The 20,877-nt window shown below is 52.0% G+C and carries 15 protein-coding genes and 3 pseudogenes; 7 read left to right on the top strand and 11 right to left on the bottom strand.

Going from position 1 to position 20,877, the window contains the following annotated elements; genetic code table 11:
- A complete protein-coding gene (locus JMJ04_RS43720; protein ID WP_201376650.1) occupies positions 1-849 on the bottom strand; it encodes a transposase in 849 nt (282 codons plus the stop codon).
- Between the two features lie 297 nt (positions 850-1,146).
- On the opposite strand from JMJ04_RS43720, the gene JMJ04_RS43715 reads away from it, so the two are divergent.
- Together JMJ04_RS43715 and JMJ04_RS43710 are read left to right on the top strand one after the other, a co-directional pair.
- Entirely contained in the window at positions 1,147-1,503 is a 357-nt protein-coding gene (locus JMJ04_RS43715) for a CHC2 zinc finger domain-containing protein (protein ID WP_201376649.1), read from the top strand.
- Positions 1,504-1,734: 231 nt separating this feature from the next.
- Positions 1,735-2,142, top strand: coding sequence for a VOC family protein (locus JMJ04_RS43710; RefSeq protein ID WP_201376648.1), 408 nt, complete (start codon positions 1,735-1,737; stop codon positions 2,140-2,142).
- Between the two features lie 1,334 nt (positions 2,143-3,476).
- Here JMJ04_RS43710 and JMJ04_RS43705 read toward each other — a convergent pair.
- The 3 genes from JMJ04_RS43705 to JMJ04_RS43695 all read right to left on the bottom strand — a co-directional run bounded on the left by JMJ04_RS43705 (position 3,477) and on the right by JMJ04_RS43695 (position 7,714).
- Positions 3,477-4,907: an IS110 family RNA-guided transposase gene (locus JMJ04_RS43705; protein WP_201376647.1), complete on the bottom strand. Its 1,431-nt coding sequence runs from the start codon at positions 4,905-4,907 to the stop codon at positions 3,477-3,479.
- Between the two features lie 309 nt (positions 4,908-5,216).
- A complete protein-coding gene (locus tag JMJ04_RS43700; RefSeq protein ID WP_201376646.1) occupies positions 5,217-5,519 on the bottom strand; it encodes an IS110 family transposase in 303 nt (100 codons plus the stop codon).
- A gap of 449 nt (positions 5,520-5,968) precedes the next feature.
- Positions 5,969-7,714, bottom strand: a complete 1,746-nt coding sequence (locus tag JMJ04_RS43695; protein ID WP_201376645.1) for an ISL3 family transposase — start codon at positions 7,712-7,714, stop codon at positions 5,969-5,971.
- 392 nt (positions 7,715-8,106) lie between these two features.
- Here JMJ04_RS43695 and JMJ04_RS43690 point away from each other — a divergent pair, with 392 nt between their 5' ends.
- Positions 8,107-8,259, top strand: a complete 153-nt coding sequence (locus JMJ04_RS43690; protein ID WP_201376644.1) for a hypothetical protein — start codon at positions 8,107-8,109, stop codon at positions 8,257-8,259.
- Between the two features lie 5 nt (positions 8,260-8,264).
- On the opposite strand, the gene JMJ04_RS43685 is transcribed toward JMJ04_RS43690, so the two are convergent.
- Entirely contained in the window at positions 8,265-9,689 is a 1,425-nt protein-coding gene (locus JMJ04_RS43685; RefSeq protein ID WP_201376643.1) for an IS110 family RNA-guided transposase, read from the bottom strand.
- Between the two features lie 1,053 nt (positions 9,690-10,742).
- Between JMJ04_RS43685 and JMJ04_RS43680 the strand changes: the two genes are divergently transcribed.
- On the top strand, positions 10,743-11,531 hold the full coding sequence (locus JMJ04_RS43680; protein ID WP_201376642.1) for a DUF899 family protein: 789 nt from the start codon (positions 10,743-10,745) through the stop codon (positions 11,529-11,531).
- Positions 11,532-12,026: 495 nt separating this feature from the next.
- On the opposite strand, the pseudogene JMJ04_RS47705 reads toward JMJ04_RS43680, so the two are convergent.
- The 6 genes and pseudogenes from JMJ04_RS47705 to JMJ04_RS43655 all read right to left on the bottom strand — a co-directional run.
- Positions 12,027-12,264, bottom strand: a pseudogene (locus JMJ04_RS47705) (DDE-type integrase/transposase/recombinase); the annotation flags it as partial.
- Between the two features lie 227 nt (positions 12,265-12,491).
- Positions 12,492-13,088 carry a dihydrofolate reductase family protein gene (locus JMJ04_RS43675; protein WP_201376641.1) on the bottom strand — a complete coding sequence of 199 codons (597 nt, stop codon included), beginning with the start codon at positions 13,086-13,088 and terminating at the stop codon, positions 12,492-12,494.
- A gap of 12 nt (positions 13,089-13,100) precedes the next feature.
- Positions 13,101-13,718, bottom strand: coding sequence for a dihydrofolate reductase family protein (locus JMJ04_RS43670; protein WP_201376640.1), 618 nt, complete (start codon positions 13,716-13,718; stop codon positions 13,101-13,103).
- Positions 13,719-13,844: 126 nt separating this feature from the next.
- Entirely contained in the window at positions 13,845-16,229 is a 2,385-nt protein-coding gene (locus JMJ04_RS43665; protein ID WP_201376639.1) for a LuxR C-terminal-related transcriptional regulator, read from the bottom strand.
- 793 nt (positions 16,230-17,022) lie between these two features.
- On the bottom strand, positions 17,023-17,529 hold the full coding sequence (locus JMJ04_RS43660) for a hypothetical protein (RefSeq protein ID WP_201376638.1): 507 nt from the start codon (positions 17,527-17,529) through the stop codon (positions 17,023-17,025).
- 364 nt (positions 17,530-17,893) lie between these two features.
- Positions 17,894-18,634, bottom strand: coding sequence for a helix-turn-helix domain-containing protein (locus JMJ04_RS43655; RefSeq protein ID WP_236039137.1), 741 nt, complete (start codon positions 18,632-18,634; stop codon positions 17,894-17,896).
- 707 nt (positions 18,635-19,341) lie between these two features.
- On the opposite strand from JMJ04_RS43655, the pseudogene JMJ04_RS43650 reads away from it, so the two are divergent.
- From JMJ04_RS43650 to JMJ04_RS43640, 3 genes and pseudogenes are all read left to right on the top strand, one after another.
- Positions 19,342-19,581: pseudogene (locus tag JMJ04_RS43650) on the top strand (ATP-binding protein); the annotation flags it as partial.
- 53 nt (positions 19,582-19,634) lie between these two features.
- Positions 19,635-20,413: pseudogene (locus JMJ04_RS43645) on the top strand (IS6 family transposase).
- Between the two features lie 79 nt (positions 20,414-20,492).
- Complete coding sequence (locus tag JMJ04_RS43640) at positions 20,493-20,798, top strand: dihydrofolate reductase family protein (protein ID WP_236039136.1); 306 nt, start codon at positions 20,493-20,495, stop codon at positions 20,796-20,798.
- Positions 20,799-20,877 lie beyond the last annotated feature (79 nt).

The raw sequence follows: 20,877 nt of genomic DNA, 5'->3' as shown, positions 1-20,877 counted from the left end.
TTACTCTGATAAAATTGGTGGCAGAAGCGTGATCGAAGCTTTGCGCGGAGAAGACTTGAGCGGTTGATAATGACCCTCGCGATGGCGACGGTGCACGTCTGGATCATACAACGTAGGAGCAGGCGGCTCCTGCCCGTTGGGAACGTTGCTCAACACCTCAGCATCCAGTTTGAGAAGAGCATACATGGTCTCAATCATTTGCCCGGCTACGCGGCCAAAGACGCGGAGCCGACCAACTCGTACTCCGCGACGCTCGTCGTAAGGGCAGCGTTTCTCTACCAAGCGATGGTAGAGCAGTGCCCATTGAGTATCTTGTTTGATGACATGAGCTACAACCAAAAACATCATCTGCTTGATCGTGCGCAAGCCGCCCCGTGTTTGGCCAGTCCAATCCAGCGTCTTGCCAGATTGAGCGACGGCTGGAGCCCAGCCGAAGTGGGATTTGAGGCTTCCTGCGTTGGGAAAATTCTCAATGTTTCCAATGGTGGCAATAATGGTGGCGACCTGGATCAGGCCAATACCCATCGAGGCAAGGATTTTGCCTTCGCGAGCCTGTTCCACAATCGTCTTGATCTCCTGCTCCAACTGCTCAATATGCTGCTGTAGAAGCTGAAGTTCTCGAATGAGTTGTGTCTGCTCTAACACCAAGCCGCGTTGACGAAGAAGATCCCTCGTCCCGATGCTCTGGGCTGCTAATTGTTGCAATTCTATCAGCTTGGCATCACTGAGAACATAGGCTTTTCCCCGGATTTCTAGAAGGGAACTCATACTGGCACTGGCAAGTGCGGCTGGAGTAGGAAATCGTTCCCGAAGGAGCAGTGCTGTTGGACTATTTGGGTTTTTCACCACCCTGGTCATTTCTGGAAACAGTTCATCACAGATGGCGATGAGCTTGTTGGTAAATTAAGCGAAGGGCTGACCGATTTTGCACTGAAGGATGGGAATCTACACTGAAGGGTGGAACTTGACGCTTTGATGCCTGGAAAAGCCGCTCCGTATCAGGTATACTTTTCACGGAAATAGGTAATTGCCCTCCTCATCGAGAGCTTGATAAACCGTTGGGATGCGGAAAACAGACGCACCAGCAGATCGGCAAGGTTGCTCAAAAGGCAGGACCGAAAGAGCCAAAAATTTGAGGACCAAGAAATGACTTCTCTTATCGAAACCATCAAAGCGAAAGTTGACGTAGCTGAAGAGATTCGCCTCATTGTTCCATTACACCAAGCGGGGAAAGCCTTCAAGGGACGCTGTCCTTTCAACCACAACGAGTGGACCCCCTCATTCTATGTCTTTCCAGAAACGCAAACTTGGCGCTGCTTTGGCTGTAACGAGGGAGGGGATATCTTCTCCTTTGTCCAAAGGCAGCAGAGGCTCTCGTTTCGCGAGACACTAGAGTATCTGGCTCAGAAAGCGGGTGTAGTGCTGGATGAGCAGGAAGTGGTAAATAAGGTGAAGAGCGAGCGGGTTTTGAGGCGAAGAGTGAGCAATCAGCGCGAAGCATGAGCAGTAATGGGAGAATGCCTGGGAAGGCCGCTCCACACTTGGTCTACTTCTCCTAAGAGATGGAAATAAGAACGAGCAAGATACGAGAAGTTTTGTCCCTCCTACTGTGCTACACTGTGCCATGTCGAGAACAGATGCGCTCTGCGCCAGAACGAGTGACAAGGGGCCTAACTCGCGTATGCGCATGGACTCTCGTTCCGACGCGACAAAGAAAGAAGAGAGGTGTACACCATGGTTCGCGATATCATTGCATCTGTGTTGTTTGTCCGAGACCTGGGCAGATGCCTGACGTTTTATCGAGATACGCTCGGGCTTGAGATGCAAAATAGCGATGCCCATTCTGCCGGTTTCAAAATGAAAGACATCTATTTCCTCCTGCTGGATTCCTCAGCCGCCGCAAGCCTGATCGATTCAGAGGAAGATGAGCTCAAGACCAAGATCGAGGGAGGGCCTCGGGGACTCCTGGCCGCTGAGGTTGAGGATGTCGACGCCGCCTACGAGGAGCTTTCGGCTAAGGGAGTCACGTTTAGGAGACCCCCAACCGACCAGCCCTGGGGGAAGCGCACGGCACACTTTGCTGATCCCGAAGGCAACCTCTGGGAGATCAACCAGCCCATTGAATCAAAGCCAGAGGAGTAGGCAAAGCCGTTCCGTGGCGCCTTCTGGTCATCACAGCAAGGCTGGCAGGACCCGAAGCCTTGCAGGTTTTTCTTTGAGTCTCCCCAATGAGACTCAAAGAAAAACCTGAGCCCTCAGTCACACCCCTCTTCGTCTCCTCTGTATTTCCGCGAGTATGGGTTTTTATTTACAACTTTCCATTCCTGCCCACTGGATGTGGAGCGGTTTTCCCAAGTAACGCGCGCACCAGTTGTGGATTCTCACAATAAAATTCGCTTTTCTCTCACAAAACTTTTTCTTGTACCGATGGATAACGGCTTGCGAGGCTCGCTCAGCCCGTATATCAGATGAGTGTTCTTCGCACAAAACTTTTCCTGTGTGCATTGAAGCTTTTTCGCGGCTTCATCGCCGTTGAGCAAAAAGGCAAACACACTGAATTTTCTCGCATAACTTTTCGTTGGATAAGCTCGTGGCGCTTCTAGAGCGCCACCAATTTTCTCATAGAACTTTTCGCACAACTGTTAAAAACGCCGTTTACGTGCCCCTGGCTCATTGGAAAAGATACAAACGATCAGTCTGGAAAAGTTATGCGAGAAAATCCGCCGGTATTGCCGCTAAACATCTCTAGTACAGCGAAAATTTTCTTGAGAATGGCGAAATATATTCTGAGAAACGTCACCAGTGCTCATGCTTCGCGCTGATTGCTCACTCTTCGCCTCAAAACCTGCTCGCTCTTCGCCTTATTTACCAGGAAGGGCGTAATGCAGAGGACCAGTAAGCATTCTCTAACGGTACAAGAGAAGGGCTTGGATGTTTACAAGGTCATGATGCGGTTTCAATACCATCATTCCTCTGTGGGATGACTTCTCGCGCCTGCGGCGCTCGCTCAGGGAAAACTGCTCTGGTGATTCTCTGGCAGCCGCAGGCCCCCAGCAAGCCTCAGCGGTAAAGGACCCTTCGCGCCTGCGGCGCTCAGGTCTAGCTCACAAATTTTGCTGCAAGAGATACGAGCAATTCGAGTCATTTACAACTTCCTCTGATGCTTTTCTCGATACGGAGCGGCTTTTCCAGGCATCACAGCGTCAAGTTCCACCCTTCAGCGTAGATTCCCACCCTTCAGTGCAAAATCGGTCAGCCCTTCACTTAAGGTTCATAACATCCAGGCAAGAACTCTTCAACAATCCCCTGGCAGAGTTCCTGCCTGGATGTTATGAACCTTGGACAACAGCTGACCTCTGAAGTGCAGCGTGCATCCCCTCCACCCACGCCTCAAGCTTTTCGGGAGCTTGAGGCGTCTCTTCCCCTCTTCCATCTGATCAGAGGGAAAAACAAGGAGGCTCATCTGAGGAGGGACCTCACGACTTACTTGGAAGTCGAAGAATCTTCCTGGGCTGAGTGCCTGGCTTCAACGAGCGATAGGAGCCCTCCTGGTGTCTCCTGTGAACCTCTGGGTTGTAGAGCATCGGTGGCGGTGGATTCTCTCCTGATGGTACCCTGCTGAGCGTTTCTTGGTCGGTCTTCAACAATGCAAAGATCATAGAAACCATTTGTCCAGCGATTCGCCCGATCACTTTCTTTTTCCCACGATAATCTTTTATGCGGTCGTCGTAGGTCGCCAGACGAGGGAGCAAACGGCGGTAGATCCGTGCCCATTCACAGTCAAGCGTTGCTGCCCGCACAGCCATGAGATAAAGCATCTGTTTCACTGGACGCACCCCTCTGTGAGAGAGCTTAGTTCGATCAAAGGTAACTCCCGTTTGATGTCTTGTCGGTGCCCAGCCCAAGTAGGATTTGAGTTCACCCGCTTTCTCGAAATTATCAATGTGTCCTATCGTTGCAATGATGGTCGCAGCCTGCACAGGGCCAATGGGTGGCATCGAGAGCAAAATTTGTCCTTCACGGCTGGTCCTGACGATGTCTGTAATCTCCGTGTCGAGGCGTTCTAAGTGTCCCTGGACCAGATGCAATTCTTTGATTAACAACTCTTGCTCAAGCTTCATCCCACGTAAACGGTCCTTGTTGTTGATACCAATTGTCTTCTCGGCTAATTGCTGAAGACGGAGCAGATTAGCTTCTGAAGGAAAATATTTCACCCGCGTTTCTCGGAGTGCAGAAAGACTGGCAGTGGCAATGTCGTGCGGCGTTGGGAACTTTTCTCGAAAGGTAAGAGCCACTTCGAGATTAGGGTCGTGAAAAATTTGCGTAAACTCAGGAAAGAGTTCATCACAAATGGCGGTCAACTTGTTTCTCAGCCGTGTGCGCTGATGCGAGAGTTCATAGCGATGTTGCATAAAGCCTCGTAATTGCTGTGCGGCTTGCGTTGGGGACAGAGTCCGTCGAACCAGCTGCATTTTCTCTTCAACCTGGGCACCTAGTTCTAATTGGGTGTAGAGCCTATTGGCCAGTCCAAGAGCATCGCGCTTATCTGTCTTCGTCATGCCTTTGGGGCGCTCTTGCACGTGGATGCGGTAGACGGTGATATCCCACTCCAGAAGGTACTGCTCAAGATTTTTGTGATAATGCCCCGTGTGCTCAATCAGGACCGTGGCTTGTTCAAGAGGCACGTATTCTCGAATGCGGTCTACAAAGGCAAGAAAGCCTTCGCGTGACTGCTCAAAGGCAAAAACTGGACATCCCTCGAAACGCTCATGTCGCTGGAGCAAGGTTCGTGAAAGAAAGCCTGCCACATGCCGGAATTTGCCCACATCGACCCCGATGTAGAGCGTTTCATGAGGAAGCATTGGAATGAGTGCCAGGTCTGGACGGACTTTCTTCGCGCCTGCCATCTGAAGAACCCTCCCACACGCAACTGGGAAACGTCACTATGCTGTGAGTGTTGGCTGAGAGAGGCCGGGAACTGTGAATGTGTCCTACCCAGTTACACACAAAAGGTCTGCACTGGCGTCCTCATAGGTTCATGAAGGATCGTAACACATTCCCCACTTAAGTGAAAAGAGTCGAATTCCAAATTTACCAAAGGGTTCTCCAGTTCCCACTTCTCAGAGTAGCGAGCTCTCAGTGCCTCCCTCAAAATGAGTATCGCAGAAGGCTTGGTTGCCTGTCAAGCTGGTCTGTGTCAGGCTGTTGTGTGTAATTTACCACTTGTTCTTTCGTTGAGTGGTTTCTCCTACCAGCTCATAGCGATGACGGATTAATCCCTTAAGTTGAGCGGAAGCTTGTGTCGGAGGGACGGCTCTCCAAACAAGTTGGGCTTTGTCTGCAACCTGAACTCCCAGAGCCAACTGATTGTAGAGATGGTTTGCCAGCCCAAGCGCATCACGTTTGTCAGTCTTCATCATATGAGCCTGGCGTTCCTGCACATGGACAACATACACAGAAATATCCATCTCCTGTAAGTATTGAAGCAGAGCCCGGTGATAATGGCCCGTTTTTTCCATCAGCACGTACAATGCTCAAGAGGTGACAGGGAGCGCATACGTTCAATGAGAGTACGGAAACCCTCACGTGAATTTTCAAAGGCGAGAGCTGGGCAGCCTTCAAAGCGTTGATGTTGATTGTCGCAATTCTATTCGCTTTTTGACCCATTAACGTTCGTGTTTTTCAATAGTTGAGGTGCAAAAACGGCACATTTTAGAGACGATCTGACACAATTCTTTTCCAGGCACAAGCAAAATGTTGTCTTGCCCACCAGCATTGCAAAAACGGCTTTTTCCCCTTTCATGCGAAAAGTTATGAGACAAAAACGACTCGTTTTGACCAGCTTCTAGTGCTGGTTGAGACAGCGACATGAAAGATTATGCGTCAAAAAATGATGTGTTTTCTGATGGTCCGCTCATGACACCAAGCACGAAAAACATCTCAATGCTGCATGGAAAAGTTATGACTCTTACGCAACCTCGCTGATCACAGCGGTGGTATGCTGAGAGTTTACGGTTTTTTCTCCGCTTCTCGGCACGGTTGCGGGATCTTGTTGTCGATGATGCACTTTTCTCGTGGTTTTGTCCACCTTCGGGTTATCTTCGGCACGATGGAGGACGCGAAGTCGGAGCAGGTCAAACTTTGCCCGACCATACATGCTTCGTTTGAGCAACTTGAGTCGTGTGATTTGCCCCTCAGTCTGACCGCTACTCCACGGTAATGTGAGACCAGCAAGGATTGCGTTCTGGTCCTGTCGCACCCCGGCAGCAAATGACTCGAATTCTGGGATGTGGCTCGTTTCTGCCGCTTTTAGCCATGTCTCCAGGTGCTGACCGGTGCGCTCCCGCAGCATCTGGAGAACCGTCTGAACCAACTGATAAGCAGCCTCAATCTCCGGGCTAGCTTGTCTGATCTGGAATAATTCCTCCTGCTCCTCCTGACTGAGATCCACCGATTTCCGCAGAAAAAGCCGGGTGATACGCCCAGCTGATAAACGCTCCAGCGGTCCAGCAGGCACCTGCTCTTTCTCCAGCATGAGTGATCTTTGACGAGGCGCGCGTAAGCGCGCGAGATAGCGATAGAGAGCTTTTTGCGAGCCACGATAGCCTTGGGCACGCAGTTCCCGATACAAAGACGCGCCGTTGTGGTTTCCTTGCTCCCATCGTTTGAGAACCTCGCGTTCATAGCGATCGACCAGGCTGGGTCGTCGTCGCCGACGTTTCGGCTCAGGATAGCTGCCGTGAGCCAGCCAATCTCGAACAGTTCGTTCCCCCATTCCGACGTGCTTGGCAATGTCACTCGTCTTCAGACCCTGCAGATGAAGCGTGCGAACCAGTTCATACCGTTGCTCCCGCTCTGCTTTTCGAGCCAGCCGCGCTTGTTCCTCTCTTCTGGATCGATAGGCCGAGCGCTCTTGGGAAGGTTCTCGCAGCGGCTCCTCCTGGTGCCCATTTGCTCGGTTTGCTCGTCTCTGCTCCGCTTGGCACCGGGCCAGGACCGCTGTGAGCGTCTCTGACAGATTCTTGCCAAGATGCCAGCGGTCGGCGACTTGTATGGCCTGAGGTGCCCCTTGAGACGCAGCTGCGGCAAACTCAGCGGAGCGGTCGCGGCTGATCACTTCAATGCTGGGGTGCCTCTTGAACCATGCTGCAACGGTTTCTACTCTGCGATCGGGAAGGATGTCCAGAGGTATCCGCCGTTCGAGATCGCATAGGAGGGTTCCGTAACGCAGTCTGCGCTTCCACGCCCACTCGTCCACTCCAACGACTCGTGGAGGCTCTGGGGCTGGCAAATCACGTTGGCGCACCAGACGCAAGATTGTATCGCGGCTGGCTTTGAGATGAAGCTGTTTACTGACGCGTGCGCCAGCCTGCCCTCCCAGAGCAAATCCGAGCATCTGCAGTGTTTGCTGCAGCCGGATCGTCCGCTGGGCATGGGGAAGTGCCAAGAAAGGAAACCTCTCCGCAAAGATTTTGCGCTGACACGTCTTTTTTGGGCAAAAGAAGCGACGGACTTCTACCAGCAAATGAACAGCTCGTTCGCTGCTGGGAAGGTCATGTAAATGACGGATGTAACGACTTTGCACCCGTTTGGCCACCATACCGCAACACGGACAAGCGGCTGTTTGGGAAGCAGATCGCAGCGTCACCGTGATCTCATCGGCGACCTGAACCTGCTCTACCATTCCGTCAGAAAGATCTGGGAAAATCACCATGGGAGACACTCGAAGAAGCGAAATGGGTAATGAAGGCAGGGAAGATTGTACCTTCTATTTTATCACATTTATGATCAGCGAGGTTGCGTAAGAGTCATTTTATGGTCTTTCCTACAAAGAGCACGCGACTGAATGATTTCCTCTCGAATCAGCGGCTGTAGCTCTGCTGTCTCAAATGGACCTATCAGGCCAACGAACTACTTTGCTATTTTGACTCATAAGCTATCCGGCCAGTCATTGACCCATAATGCGTATGAGAGGTGAGGAACAATTACCCGAAAATCTTTTTATGCCTCAGACATTACTGCTAGGGCAAGCTGGAGCGCGGGCGATGCCGCCCATGTCTGAGGTGGGGCGAACGCTGTGCGCCGAGAGCGACGGGTACTGCATTGATGAGCGTTACTACAGCCCCGTCGCTCTCGCTCTTCGAGTCTACCCACCTCAGGCAAGGGTCCGGCCTGGCGGCATCGCTTGTTCCGCATTCCGGCTTGCATGAGCATGCTGGTTCCGTCACCATGCGTGCCTCAAGCTCAGAGGATGCTTGATGAGCCTACGGCTCGACCTGAACAATGTGGTTTGTGGCATGTTCCTTTCTAATTGGACGATAGTGACCATTACGATGGCTTTTATGGAGGTCTGGATCATAAAGGATCGGCTCCGGTGGCTCTGTTCCAGGAGGTAAATGACTGAGCATCTCATCATCTTGCTTGAGCAAGGCATAGATGAGGGTAATCAAGCGTCCGATTACATGGCCAATGGCCTTTCCCTTGCCTTTGTAGGTCTGCGTTCGCTCATCATACGTACAAAGCCGGGGAACCAGACGCTTGTACAAACTGGCCCACTCTGTCTCGCTCTTCACTGCATTCCACGCGACCAGATACATTACCTTCTTCATCTCACGAGATCCCCCTCTCGTAAGACTTGCCCGGTCAAAGGAAACTCCTGTTTGTGCTCTCTTTGGTGCCCATCCGAAATACGCTTTGAGATGCCCTGCGTCTTCAAAGTTGGCAATATGGCCAATCGTCGCAAGGATGGCTGCAGCATACATGGGGTAAATTGGAGGTATTGAGAGCAGAATTTGTCCTTCTCGACTGTGCTCAACGATTTGGGCGATCTCCAGGTCCAGCCGCTCTATATGTTCTTGAATGAGACGCATTTCCTTGATGAGCAAATCTTGTTCAAGCAGGAGACCTCGTTGGCGTGCGAGATTCTTGGTCCCAATGCTTTGGGCAGCAAGCTGCTGGAGGAGAAGCAGTTGTGTTTCAGAAGGATAACTCTTCTTCCTCACCTCACGTAAGGCGATCAGGCTCGCTGTCGCCACAGCGTGTGGCGTCGAAAACTTTTCTCGCAGATCCAAGGCGGTCGGTAAGTTCGGGTTTTTAAAGACCTGCGTTAACTCGGGGAAAAGCTCATCACAGATGGCTGTGAGCTTGTTTTTTCTTTGCGTGGCCTCAATGGCCAATTCATACCGATGACGCATCAATCCTTTGAGTTGTGCAGCAGCTTCCGAGGGAGGAACGGCACGTCGGACCACCTGCAATTTGTTTTCTACCTGGACCCCTAACGCCAATTGATTGTACAAGTGATTTGCCAGGCCAAGCGCATCTCGCTTATCGGTTTTGAGTATCCCTCCCTGGCGGTTCTGGACGTGCATCACATAGACGGGGATATCCAATTCGAGCAGATAGTGTAACAAGGGACGATGATAGTGGCCCGTTTGCTCCATCACGATGAAGCAATGTTCTAACGGACAGTAGGAACGAATGCGCTCGACAAAGGCCCGGAAGCCCTCTCGTGATTGTTCAAAAACAAAAGCGGGGCAATGCTCGAAGTGCTGATGACGTTCCAGGAGGGTTTTCGAGATGAAGCCAGCAACATGCTTAAACTTTCCGATATCCACCCCAATGTAGACGGACTCCTGCAGAAGCATGGGCAAGGCATTCAGATTGGAAGGCGCTTTTCTTCTGTTTGCCATGGGATGATCTCTTCCCGCTCGGCTTCCCTACCAGATACACAGATATGGTGGGTGGAGAGGCCAGGACTCGTGGATGTGGCCTACCCAGTTACATACGAAAAGTTGTACTGGCCTTCATTCAAATGCGTATGAAGGATTTCACGCACATCCCCCAATTATGGGTTAAAGGTTTGCTCATAAACGTTCTAAGGTTCTGCGAGTTCTTTTCTGAAGAGAGCTAATCCTCAGAACCTCTCCAGAGAGAATACGTTTGAAAATGGTTTCAAGTCTCAGCTCTCGTATGTAAACGTTCCGATCAGGACAAAGAGATTGTCAAACCACACCACCCTTCTGCCGGCAACGGAAACCCTCCTCCCACCCTCCCAATATATCGGCATTCCATGGTTCACTCCTTCTCACAACACATCGTCCCTTCTCGCGCTTCCTGGTAAATGACTTGAAATGTAGCCGCCTTTTGTCCTCAAACATGCACATTTGCCCTGAATGCTGGTGGTAAATTCACTCAAGGATTGTCAGATTTTGCACTCAAGGATGGAATTTTGATCTGAATCATGGGAATCGACCAGGAAAAAGCTGGTAAAAGCACTCTAGGAGCGGATTGTTACGCACCGTTTTCGTCAATTCGGGCTCCAACAGCCCCAAAAATCCGCTAAGGACATATGGGTGCTCCAGCTCACAAAAACCCTACTGTTAGTGTCAAATACTCATCTCTTTTCTCTGAAAATGAGACTTTGATTACGATACGTTTTTTGACACTCTTCTAATCATGATGCTCATGCTCCCGGAGATGATGTGTTTCTCTGACAAAAAACAGAACCAAGAGTGCCAAAAAAACGGTCGATTGTGATAATCTTCTTCACCACTTCTGTCCACAGAGCATGCCGCCCCCCCGGGCCAGGCTTTGGGCAGCGGACCGAGGATGTGAGCAAGATCGAAGAAGTTTTTTTCACGTCGAAGCCGGTAGAATAGGAATACGTGCACATGGGAGTTGCATCTCTGCTCACCAGAAGTCATCCTGAATGCGCAGCAGGGAAAAGAAAGAAGGAGATATCTATGAAGACACCTGATCAGCACCATTTCGCTAGAGGCCTCGACACTTCCGCACGGCCTGCAGTGGTAGACCGGGCTACCTGGCAGGCGCAACTGGACAAACTGCGGGTACGGGAAAAGGCGCACACCCGCGAAGGCGATGCAATCGCGGCGGCTCGCCGACGACTACCGATGGTGGAGGTGGACCCCACTATCACGGTGATCGGCCCGCACGGACCGGTCACGCTACTGGAGGTTTTCGAGGGGCGAAGGCTTCTGATCGCCTACTATCACATGTGGCACCTCGATCAACCCGCCAGCGGCCAGTGCGAGGGCTGCACCTTCTCCACCACCCACATCAACGAGCTGTCCTATCTCCATTCCCGCGACGTGACCTACGCCACGTTCTGCGAAGGCCCCTACGAGGAGAGTTCGCGCTATCACGACTTCATGGGCTGGACCATGCCCTGGTACTCGGTGCCGCAGGACTCCGTGGACCCGCTGATCGCAGACCGGCACTTCGGCATCCTGGTCAGCTATCTCCGAGACGGTGACCAGGTCTTCGAGACCTACTGGACCACCGGGCGCGGCAATGAAGTGATGGCACCGTCGTATGGGCTCCTGGATCGGACCGTCTACGGTCGGCAGGAGTTCTGGGAGGACTCGCCCCAGGGCTGGCCGCAGCGGGAAGGCGTGATGCTGCTGGACGGCCGCCCGACCGCCCAATGGTCCCGGCTTGCCGCTGGACGCTCCGACGACCTGGGCACCGGGGCTAGCGCCACTGCCCCCGACTTTTGCCAAAACGAGCCGTGACCTCGCGGGATGCGCAACGAGCTGGTGCACCGCCGAAGTTGCCCTCCAGCTCGTTGCACTCTCTTGGGTCTCACTTTTCCAAGGTTTTTTGCTACTCAACCCTTTCCCTCATAACGGAAAAAAGAAGGACCTCTTTTCCACTTCCTCTTGCCGTGAATTTACCAACGTCGTGTGCTGAAATCCGCTTCCAGAGCCGTATTCCCAAACTCGAACCTGTGGATTCCAATCCTTCGCATCAAAATTCCACCCTTGAGTGCAAAAAACGTCAGCCTTTAAGTGAATTTACCAGCTGGCTCTGCCCACGGGATACGCAACGAGATGCAAGCAAGCTAGCAGCGAGATAGATCTTCACAGAAGAGGAGGGCCTCCTTCGTGGATGTTTTGAATCTCCTCCAATTTAACTTTGAACTTCTTTTCTGTCTTACTGACTTGATTGGGTTCTGTTGCAAAAAATACGGAGGAAACAAAGAGAGTGTGAATTCCCCTCAATCGTACTTAGATTGCCACTCCAAATAGCTTGGCAACCAGCGCAATCTGGCTTCTCACATCACCTTTTCCTCCTCCTTGCAGTTGCCCTTTGCGTAGCATGTTCATCACCTCATATCCTTGGAGTGTTCGCCACGCTGTCTCGAACGAGAAAAAGCCCATCCCCGGCTTCGTCAACCGTTTGATGCGCGCGATGGTCTTGTTCGATGAGATTGTTGAGGTATTTGTTTACTTCTTGCAACACAACCGGAATTTTTGTCTCAGTGCTCACATTGGAGGGCAACTGTTTACATTGGAGGGCCAAATCCGCTCACTTCGGAGGGCATTTACCACCAGCAGAAGCGAGTAGGACACTTGAGGAAACCGCTCAGGGAGTGATTTCCTCCGCTCGACAGTTGTAAATTGAGGAAAGAGAAAGGATGCTCTCAAGAGGTGTCAAGTATCCTTTCGGTCAGTTTCCATCGACTTATATGTTTACACGCTTTTGTGGAGGACTTCGTAGCGTACAAGGATGTTATCGGAGTCTTCCCAACTGCGGACTTCGAGAAGCCGAAGCGACGCGGGAGGCTTGCCCACGAAGACTGGGACTCCTTCGCCTAAGACAACGTGGCCAATCATCAGATGGATCTCATCCACCAGATCGTGCGCCAGCAGATCGTTCCAGAGGGTCCTACTGCCTGTAATCAAAATATCTTTGCCTGGTTGGCGTTTGAGTTCGGCAATCTGCTGGTACGCGTCCGCACGCCTGATGATGCGGAAATTGGGCCAATTTCCTGTCAGCGTATCTGAGACGACGATGTTGTTGACGGACTTGCTCTCCTGTATGATCTCCCTCTGTTCGTCCGTCCACTCATCAGAATCTGGGTTCTCGGCGACCTTGGGCCAGTAACCGTGGAACAGTTCGTGGGAAACACGGCCCACAAGAAACGTGTCGGCTGTACGCAGCAGTTCGGCGTTATAGCCGTTGAAGGCTCTGCCGCCCATCATTGGGAACATGACCGAGACATCGTTGCCTGGCCCTGTGTGATACCCATCCAGTGAGATGATGTTGTAGACAATAATTTTCCGCATGAGAATGCCTCTTTATTTCTTCTTTAAATCCGGACGATAAACGGCGAGGATGTTGCCTGAACCTTGCCAGGTGCGTGTGCTGAGGAGTTTGAGTATCACCGGCGGGCGACCCACGAACAACGGTGTCCCCTCGCCTGCAATCAGTGGGAAAATCGTGAAGTGCAGTTCGTCGACCAGGCCATGAAGGAGCAGATCATTCCAGAGCATACGGCTTGCAAACATGAATATGTCTCTGCCTGGCTGCTGTTTGAGAGCGGCGATCTCCTGGTAGGTATCTGCTCGTTTGACGATGCGCGTATTCTCCCAAGGAGCTAACTCCTCGCTGGTGAGATGATCCGAAATCACAATTTTCTCGATGGATTTGATCAGCCCTGCAAATTCACGCCTGATTACGGTGGAGTGAGGATCATTCGGCACCCCCGTCCAATACTCCTTATTGCCTAAAAATGATGTGCGACCACTTAACAACAGGGTATCGGCTGCACGCATCCGTTCCGTATTGTAGTGATCGAAGGTCTGATCCCCATTGTAGTCTTCGTGGAAGTAGTCAAAGAGTACACCCACGTTTCGATCCTTCCCTTCGTAATAGCCATCCAAGGTGGTGAGGTTGCTGACGATCAGTTTCCGCATGATATTCCTCCATTGACGTCCAATTGAGCCGTTCATACAACGATTATAGCTTTCAACCCATGGTCCTGTGATCCACCTAAAGGCGTATTCAGCAGCGGAAGTGGTGGTATTGAGGTGGTAAAGGCGTTAGAGCAGATTGAGTTTCTTGGCCTGGATGATGGCCTGTGTGCGATTGCTGACAGTGAGCTTGCCGTAAATACGGCGGGTATGCACTTTGACGGTCGCAACAGAAATGAACAACTTTTGGGCAATCTCGGCGTTCGAGCAGCCAGTGCCCAGGTGGTGGAGGACCTCGAACTCGCGTGGGCTGAGTGGTTCGAGCAGAGGTTGGCTCATTTCCTTCATTTCTATGAGTGTGGGGGGATCCTGAAGTGCTTCAGTGATAGCCTGTTCAAGCGTCATGATATTCCCAGCGGCCCATGCGGCATGAAAGGCTTCCTCGTCTAGTTGGGTACGCACGGCAGCAACGGTCGTGTCAAAAACATCCAGAAGAGGGGATAAGCGGGTATTGTAAGAACCCGATGCGAGGGCCGCTTGTACGGCTCCTAGCAATCTTGCGGCTCGATCCTGTTCGCCGTGTCTGGCAGCGAGGCTGCCTATTCCCGCCAGCGCGAAAAGAGCGAGGTTATCGCGTATTCCTAATGCTCGTTCAAGGAGCAGGGTTTCGTGAAAGAGTGCCTGGGATCGCGCAAAATTTCCTTGAGATCGCTCAGCCTCAGCCAACATCACAAGCGGGTGTGCCCTCCCACGCACGTCTCGTATTTCTTCGAAGAGGGCGATGCTTTCCTGATACAGCGGGATCACTTGCTTGGGATGATGCTGGTGGATCCACAAAACGACTCCCCTAAAGCAAAGATCCCAAGCAACAGCATGCTTATCTCCCGCCTGCCGATCATTCTGCAAGGCTTGTTCTAGCAGGCAAGCTGCATACGCGTGCTTATGGTGGCCAATAGCGCAACCAGCAAGCCGCCTGAGTGTATGACTCAGACCTAAAGCGTCTTGCAGTTCCCAGAATAACGCCAAACCCTCTTCGAGCATCGCCAAGGCGTGGTGACTATCTTGCTCCGTGAAATATGCGGCGCTAGAAAGCGACCAAGCCAGATTCCACCGGTCATGTGTCGAACGAGCCAAGTGCAGGGCCTCTTGTATCCATAGTGTTGCCTGTGGCTCATAGGCAAGTTGACCTGCGAGTTCACTGGCGCGATGGAGCGCTTTGGCGCGTACTGAGGGCGACACATCACGGCTTATGGGTAAGAGTTTGTTGAACCAGGTCACTCCTTCTTCGAGGTGCCCACGTGTCTCCCACACCCAGCGGAGCGCCGCAGCGATACGCAGCCCTATTTCAACTTTCTTCGTGTTTATCGACCAGGCGAGCGCTGCCCTGAGGTTGTCCATCTCAACTTCCTGCCGGTCATACCAGATGACCTGTTCGCGACCATAGGCATGGGCTTCCCCCGCCTCAGCCAATTCCAGAAAGTAGTCCAGATAGCGCTGAGTAGTCGTGCTGATTTCACAAGCCTCGGCGAGTTTTTCGCCAGCATATTGCCGAAGCAGTTCGTGCAAATCGTACCGACCAGTGGAGTCCATCCGCAGCAGTGATTTGTCAGCCAGTCCCGCCAGCACGGTCAGTGTTGCCCCAGCTACTGCTACTGCTGCTGCTCCATCAAAGCCACCGCGAAAGAGCGAGAGTCGCATGAGGACCGCTTGCTCATCAGCCGACAGCAAACTCCACGACTGCTGAAAGACCACGCGCAGGCTGCGATGACGTTCGGGCATGTTGCGCAAGGGAGTGGTCAGAAAATCGAGATTATTGGCCATACGCGCCGCAATCTGTTCGCAGGACATCACATGCAGCCAACTGGCAGCTAACTCCAAGCCCAGCGGCATCCCCTCTACTTGGCGGCAAATCGAGAGTACGGCGTGAACATGATCGCTGAGCACAAAATGGGGCCGCACCTGCCGTGCGCGCTGAACAAACAATTGCACCGCACCATAGTGTTCCGCTGAGTCCGCGACCGGTGCTGCCGGATAAGACAAGCCATCCAGCGGAAAAACCCACTCTTCGCGCAGATTCAGTCGTTCGCGCGAAGTGACTAAGATTTTCAGGTGAGGTGCAGCTTGCAGCAGTTCAGTCAAGCATCCAGCCGCATCCAAAAGATGCTCGAAGTTATCCAGGACCAGCAACATCTGTTTGTCGCGCAAATAACGCCTAATTTGGAGAAGGGGTTCTTCGGGGTCCAAAAAGGGGATCTCGAGCGTAGCGCCAATGGAGGTCGGCAAGAAATCCGGTGAATCAATCGAGGTGAGCGCCACGAACGAAACACCATCAACAAAATGAACCTGTTGGCTAGTGGCAACTTGGAGGGCAAGACGCGTCTTGCCGATGCCACCAGAACCAACCAACGTCAGGAGTTGGCAAGTCGGATCGGTCAATAACCCCGCGATCTGCTTCAGTTCACGGTCACGACCAATGAAAGCCGTGGACGGTTGTGGCAAATGAGCAGGACTCATCTCTTTCGCTTTCCCCTTGTTATGCGAGCACCGCTACGTTTACAGCATGGAGCGGCGATTGGATATTCTCGGTATTGATAGTCAGCACTTGTGGCTGACTATCAATACATTTCTTAAAAGGTGCAAATGCAACGGTCGCTCTCTTTTCAGGTTTCTCTTGCTGTAAATGTGGAAATTATGTGAGTCTTCCGCAGGTTTGGTGAATTGGCGATTGCGGAGACATTGCGCCAATTTGGCAAAGAGCCAATGGCGTTCAAGGGCATAAGTCATGTAGGCAGTATGAGACATAATCTATAACATACAGGAATGCGAATAACCACCCGCAGAGGAACGCAGCGAGCAGGCGAATGGGTACCTGAAAACGCGACATATCCTTGTTCTCCTTTCTTTCCGGGGGATGATTCCTGGGTGGACGAGATAGTATCTCCACGTTTAAGACGATCAAGCGGAGCCGCGCGTCACTCCCATGGCCTTTGAGGAGGAGAAGCCTCGGTTATGTTCCTGTTTCTCGCTCTTGATGCGCATCCTGGCTACTAATATGAAACCCTGTCGTCGTTCTCAGATTTGGTAGAAAACACGCTGGCGTAACTTTGTAAGGCGATAAATGGTTAGGCAAAAGCTGCTCAGTTTTCGGTTCTGCCCACGGGATGCGCAACGAGATGGCAGCAAGCGAACAATGAAATAATGGAAGAGTTTGTTGGGAGCAGACAGGGATTCCTGCCCCTCAAGATCAGCTCAGAGGGAAGATGGCATCTTGCTCAAATTACCTGTTTGTAAGCTCATTCCTCCTGTATTACTTGATGGCGAGAAAGGCGGGGACGCCTGCGACGGTCACACGCAGTTGCGGTGGCCCCCACCAGGCATTACAGGCGAGCCGGTCGGGCCACCTCCAGCGGTAATGCGAACGCACTTCACGAGGGGGACGTGGTGGTGGAAAAACCTTCTCAGGACACTCGACAAGCGCGATGATCTCAGCGTGTTGACGACGCCAATGGATGGTCCAGGTGCGGCGAAGCGCTCGACCTGCGACATCCACCCATCGTATTGGTCCGAGAAGGACAGGCTTTTGCTCACACACAACCGAGGTAGGTGGGGGCAAGAGGCGACGGACAGCGCTAACCCGTCGAGCACGATTGCCTTTGGCTCCTTTTGCCAGACATTGTTCTCGTAGAGGTGTATTGCTGGATGGTTTGCCAGTCCTCAGTATGTTCTCGTTGAACCCGCTTGCGTTTGGGCACCGTGCTCCCTCCAACACGATGAGATAGGCTGATACATCAATCGTACCTGGATTTTCCCCCATTTGCAAGCCTCCGGGCATTTTTTGCTCACGTTGCATTGACCACATAAGTCAAGTATGTTATGGCGAGGTGTCAAATACCGCTATCAGCGGAGCAATGATGGTATTACTATCCACTTGATGAGGATCTCAATAAAATGTGCGCATATCCTGACAACTTTCGTTATAAGGGACTCAAGAATAATTAATGATCCCAGATAGCTGACAGGTTTTATTAACTCTACCTGAACCTATTTTGAGTTTCTTATGGAAGCATGGTGCTGAAAGTTGTGGTTGATTGCGGCGCGAATGGTGCATGCAAGCGATTTCAGGTATTTGCGCCTCACCTCCCATACGCCTTATGAGTGTGTCAGATCCGCTTTTCATGTCATTTATCACCAGGGTCGTACTCTATGCGCCTCTCCCCTTGTTTTTGCTGAGAAGTATGACGATATGCCTGTGGCGAAATACGCAGAAAACGCTGGAAGTGCAAGCGCAACGTCGCTGCTGAATGAAAACCACAGCACGGAGCAATCTGCTCAACGGGCTTGTTGGTCGTTTCCAGAAGACGCTGAGCCAGCACGATGCGCTGTTGAAGTATCCATTGATAGGGAGTCATCCCCAGGGTCGCATGGAGAGGAACAACCATCCGCCGTGCGACAGCCGCGGCAATTTCAGCTCCGTAATCCTGGCGCACAATATAGAGAGACAGGTCGATAGCCGCTGCTGTTCCTGCAGCCGTCAACACCTGGTTATCATCGACATAGAGCACGCGGGGATTGACCTGGACTTTCGGATAGCGCGCAGCCAGTTCCGCAGCCCAGGCCCAGTGGGTCGTGGCCCGACGCCCATCCAGCAATCCTGCGGCAGCCAGGAGGAAGGCTCCTGTGCAAAATGAGATCACACGTGTGCCACACTGATAAGCCGTGCGCAAAGCCTCCAGCAAATCGTCTGGCGCGGCCATGGTACGAAAACGAGGAGAACTTGTGGAGCTATAGCTAGGCAGAACCTCACCTGGGTGAATAGAAGGTGGTGGCACAAGAGTGCGACAAATGTCTTGCCATTGGCGAGTAATCAAACGATCTAGGTACTCAACGAGGTTGCTCACCACGTGAAAACGATCAGCCACTTGAACCGCCTGGGGAACCGCTCCACCAAATCAGTCGGAGAACCCATTTATGAGTCATTCCGAGAGTCACGGGCTTCTTCACTCTAGAGTGAAGAAGCCCGTGACTCTTCACTTGTGTTCATTCGACAGCCCTCAACAAATCTGCTTTTGTCCATACCGGCAGAATATGTCACATTTCGCTCCCCTCGTTTGTCTTCTTTCTGAGTGGGCTGAGGGCAATAAAATGATATAGAGAAAGAGGAGGTCACACTGTGTTTCGGTGAGAGCTTTGAAGCATTGGCTGAGAGGATCGAGTACGCTTGCCGGCAGCTTAGGGTTCCCTAACACCATCGTACTGATCATCTCACCGCAGCGATTCGCCAAATGCACCGCAAAGAAACCCAAGAGGAGTGGACTGCTCGCTATCAAGCCTTAATGGATCATTACGGGATGTAGCCCACCTGAGAGTCCCAATCGGCAAACTGAGTTACGCGAGATGTTAGAGCAACTCAATCTGGGTGGAATGGTGGCTATCTTTGCCGAGATTGCTCTGTGGGCGGACAAAGATCATCTACCCATGAAGCGTATTTGTAGGAACTCGCTGTTTACGAGTGAGACCTACGCACTCAGCGCCGGACGACGCGGGTGTTGAGCGCCAGTGGGTTACCTGCGGAGAAAACCTTTCGCACCTTTGATCTGAGCAAACTGCCCAATACCATCCAGGCACACATCGCGATGAAATGGAGGTGTTGTTTACCTTTTTTAGTGAACGCTATGAACGCAAATCCATCATGCTCTCAACCAATCTCGTCTTCAGTGAATGGGAGAGGATCTTCAAACATCCCGCGAAGGCCTTGGCGGCTATCGACCGCATCGTGCATCATTTAGTGATCCTGGGCCTCATGGAAATCGAGAGTTACCCAGATATGGAGGTGACCCTGTTTCAACAGGTTGTGTTGCAAGAATGAAGGTGTGATGATAAACTCTTCTTTATTTGAAGCGGAGCAGAGGAGTTTGCATCATGATCGAGCAGAATCTGTTTAAAGGGCGTCATTTCCAGACCAACATCATTCTTCTCTGTGTGCGCTGGTATCTACGGTATGCGTTGAGCTACCGTGACCTGGAGGAGATCATGCTCGAACGGGGTCTGCACGTCGATCATACGACGATCTATCGTTGGGTTCAGTCTTATGCTCCTGAGTTGGAGAAACGCTGCCGTCCCCACCTGAAAGCCTGCAATGACTCCTGGAAAGTTGATGAAACGTACATCAAGGTCAAGAAAGTCTGGTTTTACCACTACCGGGCCGTTGACTCTGAGGGGAACACCCTCGAGTTTCTCTTGAGTCCAACGCGTGATACAGAGGCGGCTACCCGTTTCTTCCTTAAAGCGTTGCGTTCCACCATTGATGGAACTCCTCACGTTCATCCAGTCGAGGAACAGAAGGCCAGCCCACAACTGCGACTAACCCCGTCACATCAGTTCCTCGAGTAATCAATGTTGATAAGAACGCAGCTTATCCCAAGGCTGTTGCCAACCTGAAAGCCGCTAAAGTCCTGTCTGAACATGTGGAATTGAGGCAGGTGAAATACCTCAATAATCTCATCGAACAAGACCATCGCTTCATCAAACAGTTGACAAAACCTGGAATGGGCTTTTTCTCCTTCGAGACGGCCTGGCGAACCTTACAAGGATACGAGGTGATGAACATGCTGAGAAAAGGGCAACTGCAAGGCGTGGCAAAAGGGGATGTGAGAGGGCAGATTGCGCTGGTCGCCAAGCTGTTTGGAGGGGCAGCCTAAGAATGTTTGATAGGACCGCTCACGCTCCATTTCTTTTCTTCCTATTTTTGCAACACAACCATCCGCAGTTGCGACAGGCTTGCGAGCCGCAGAGAGGAAGAATCTGCTGATCATCGGTGCCAGCGCCCGTCAGTGTCTCGAGGCAGGGCTGATTGACGAGATCCTCGTGCATGTAGCGCCCATCTTGCTCGGTGATGGTGTCCGCTTCTTTGCCCGAAGCAGCATGCCCCGTGCCGGGACACCACCAGGGATGAAAGAGGATATACTGGAGAAATCGCGGCCAGGTGAGAACGGACGCCCAGTTATGAACATGAGCGTGAGCCCGAAGCTGTCTCCAGGTACCCGTTTGCACCGCCAGTTGTCGCTCTTTTCCAGAAGCACGTAGAGGAATCTAACCTCACAGGCCGGGTACTTCCTGGTCGCTGATCGCTAACCATTGACCACAGCGTATCAGAAGGAGGAAC

It is taken from the genome of Ktedonobacter robiniae (assembly GCF_016587375.1).
Lineage (GTDB): Bacteria > Chloroflexota > Ktedonobacteria > Ktedonobacterales > Ktedonobacteraceae > Ktedonobacter > Ktedonobacter robiniae.
Note: the sequence above shows the minus strand (reverse complement) of the source record. Positions and strands in the feature narration are given on the sequence as shown.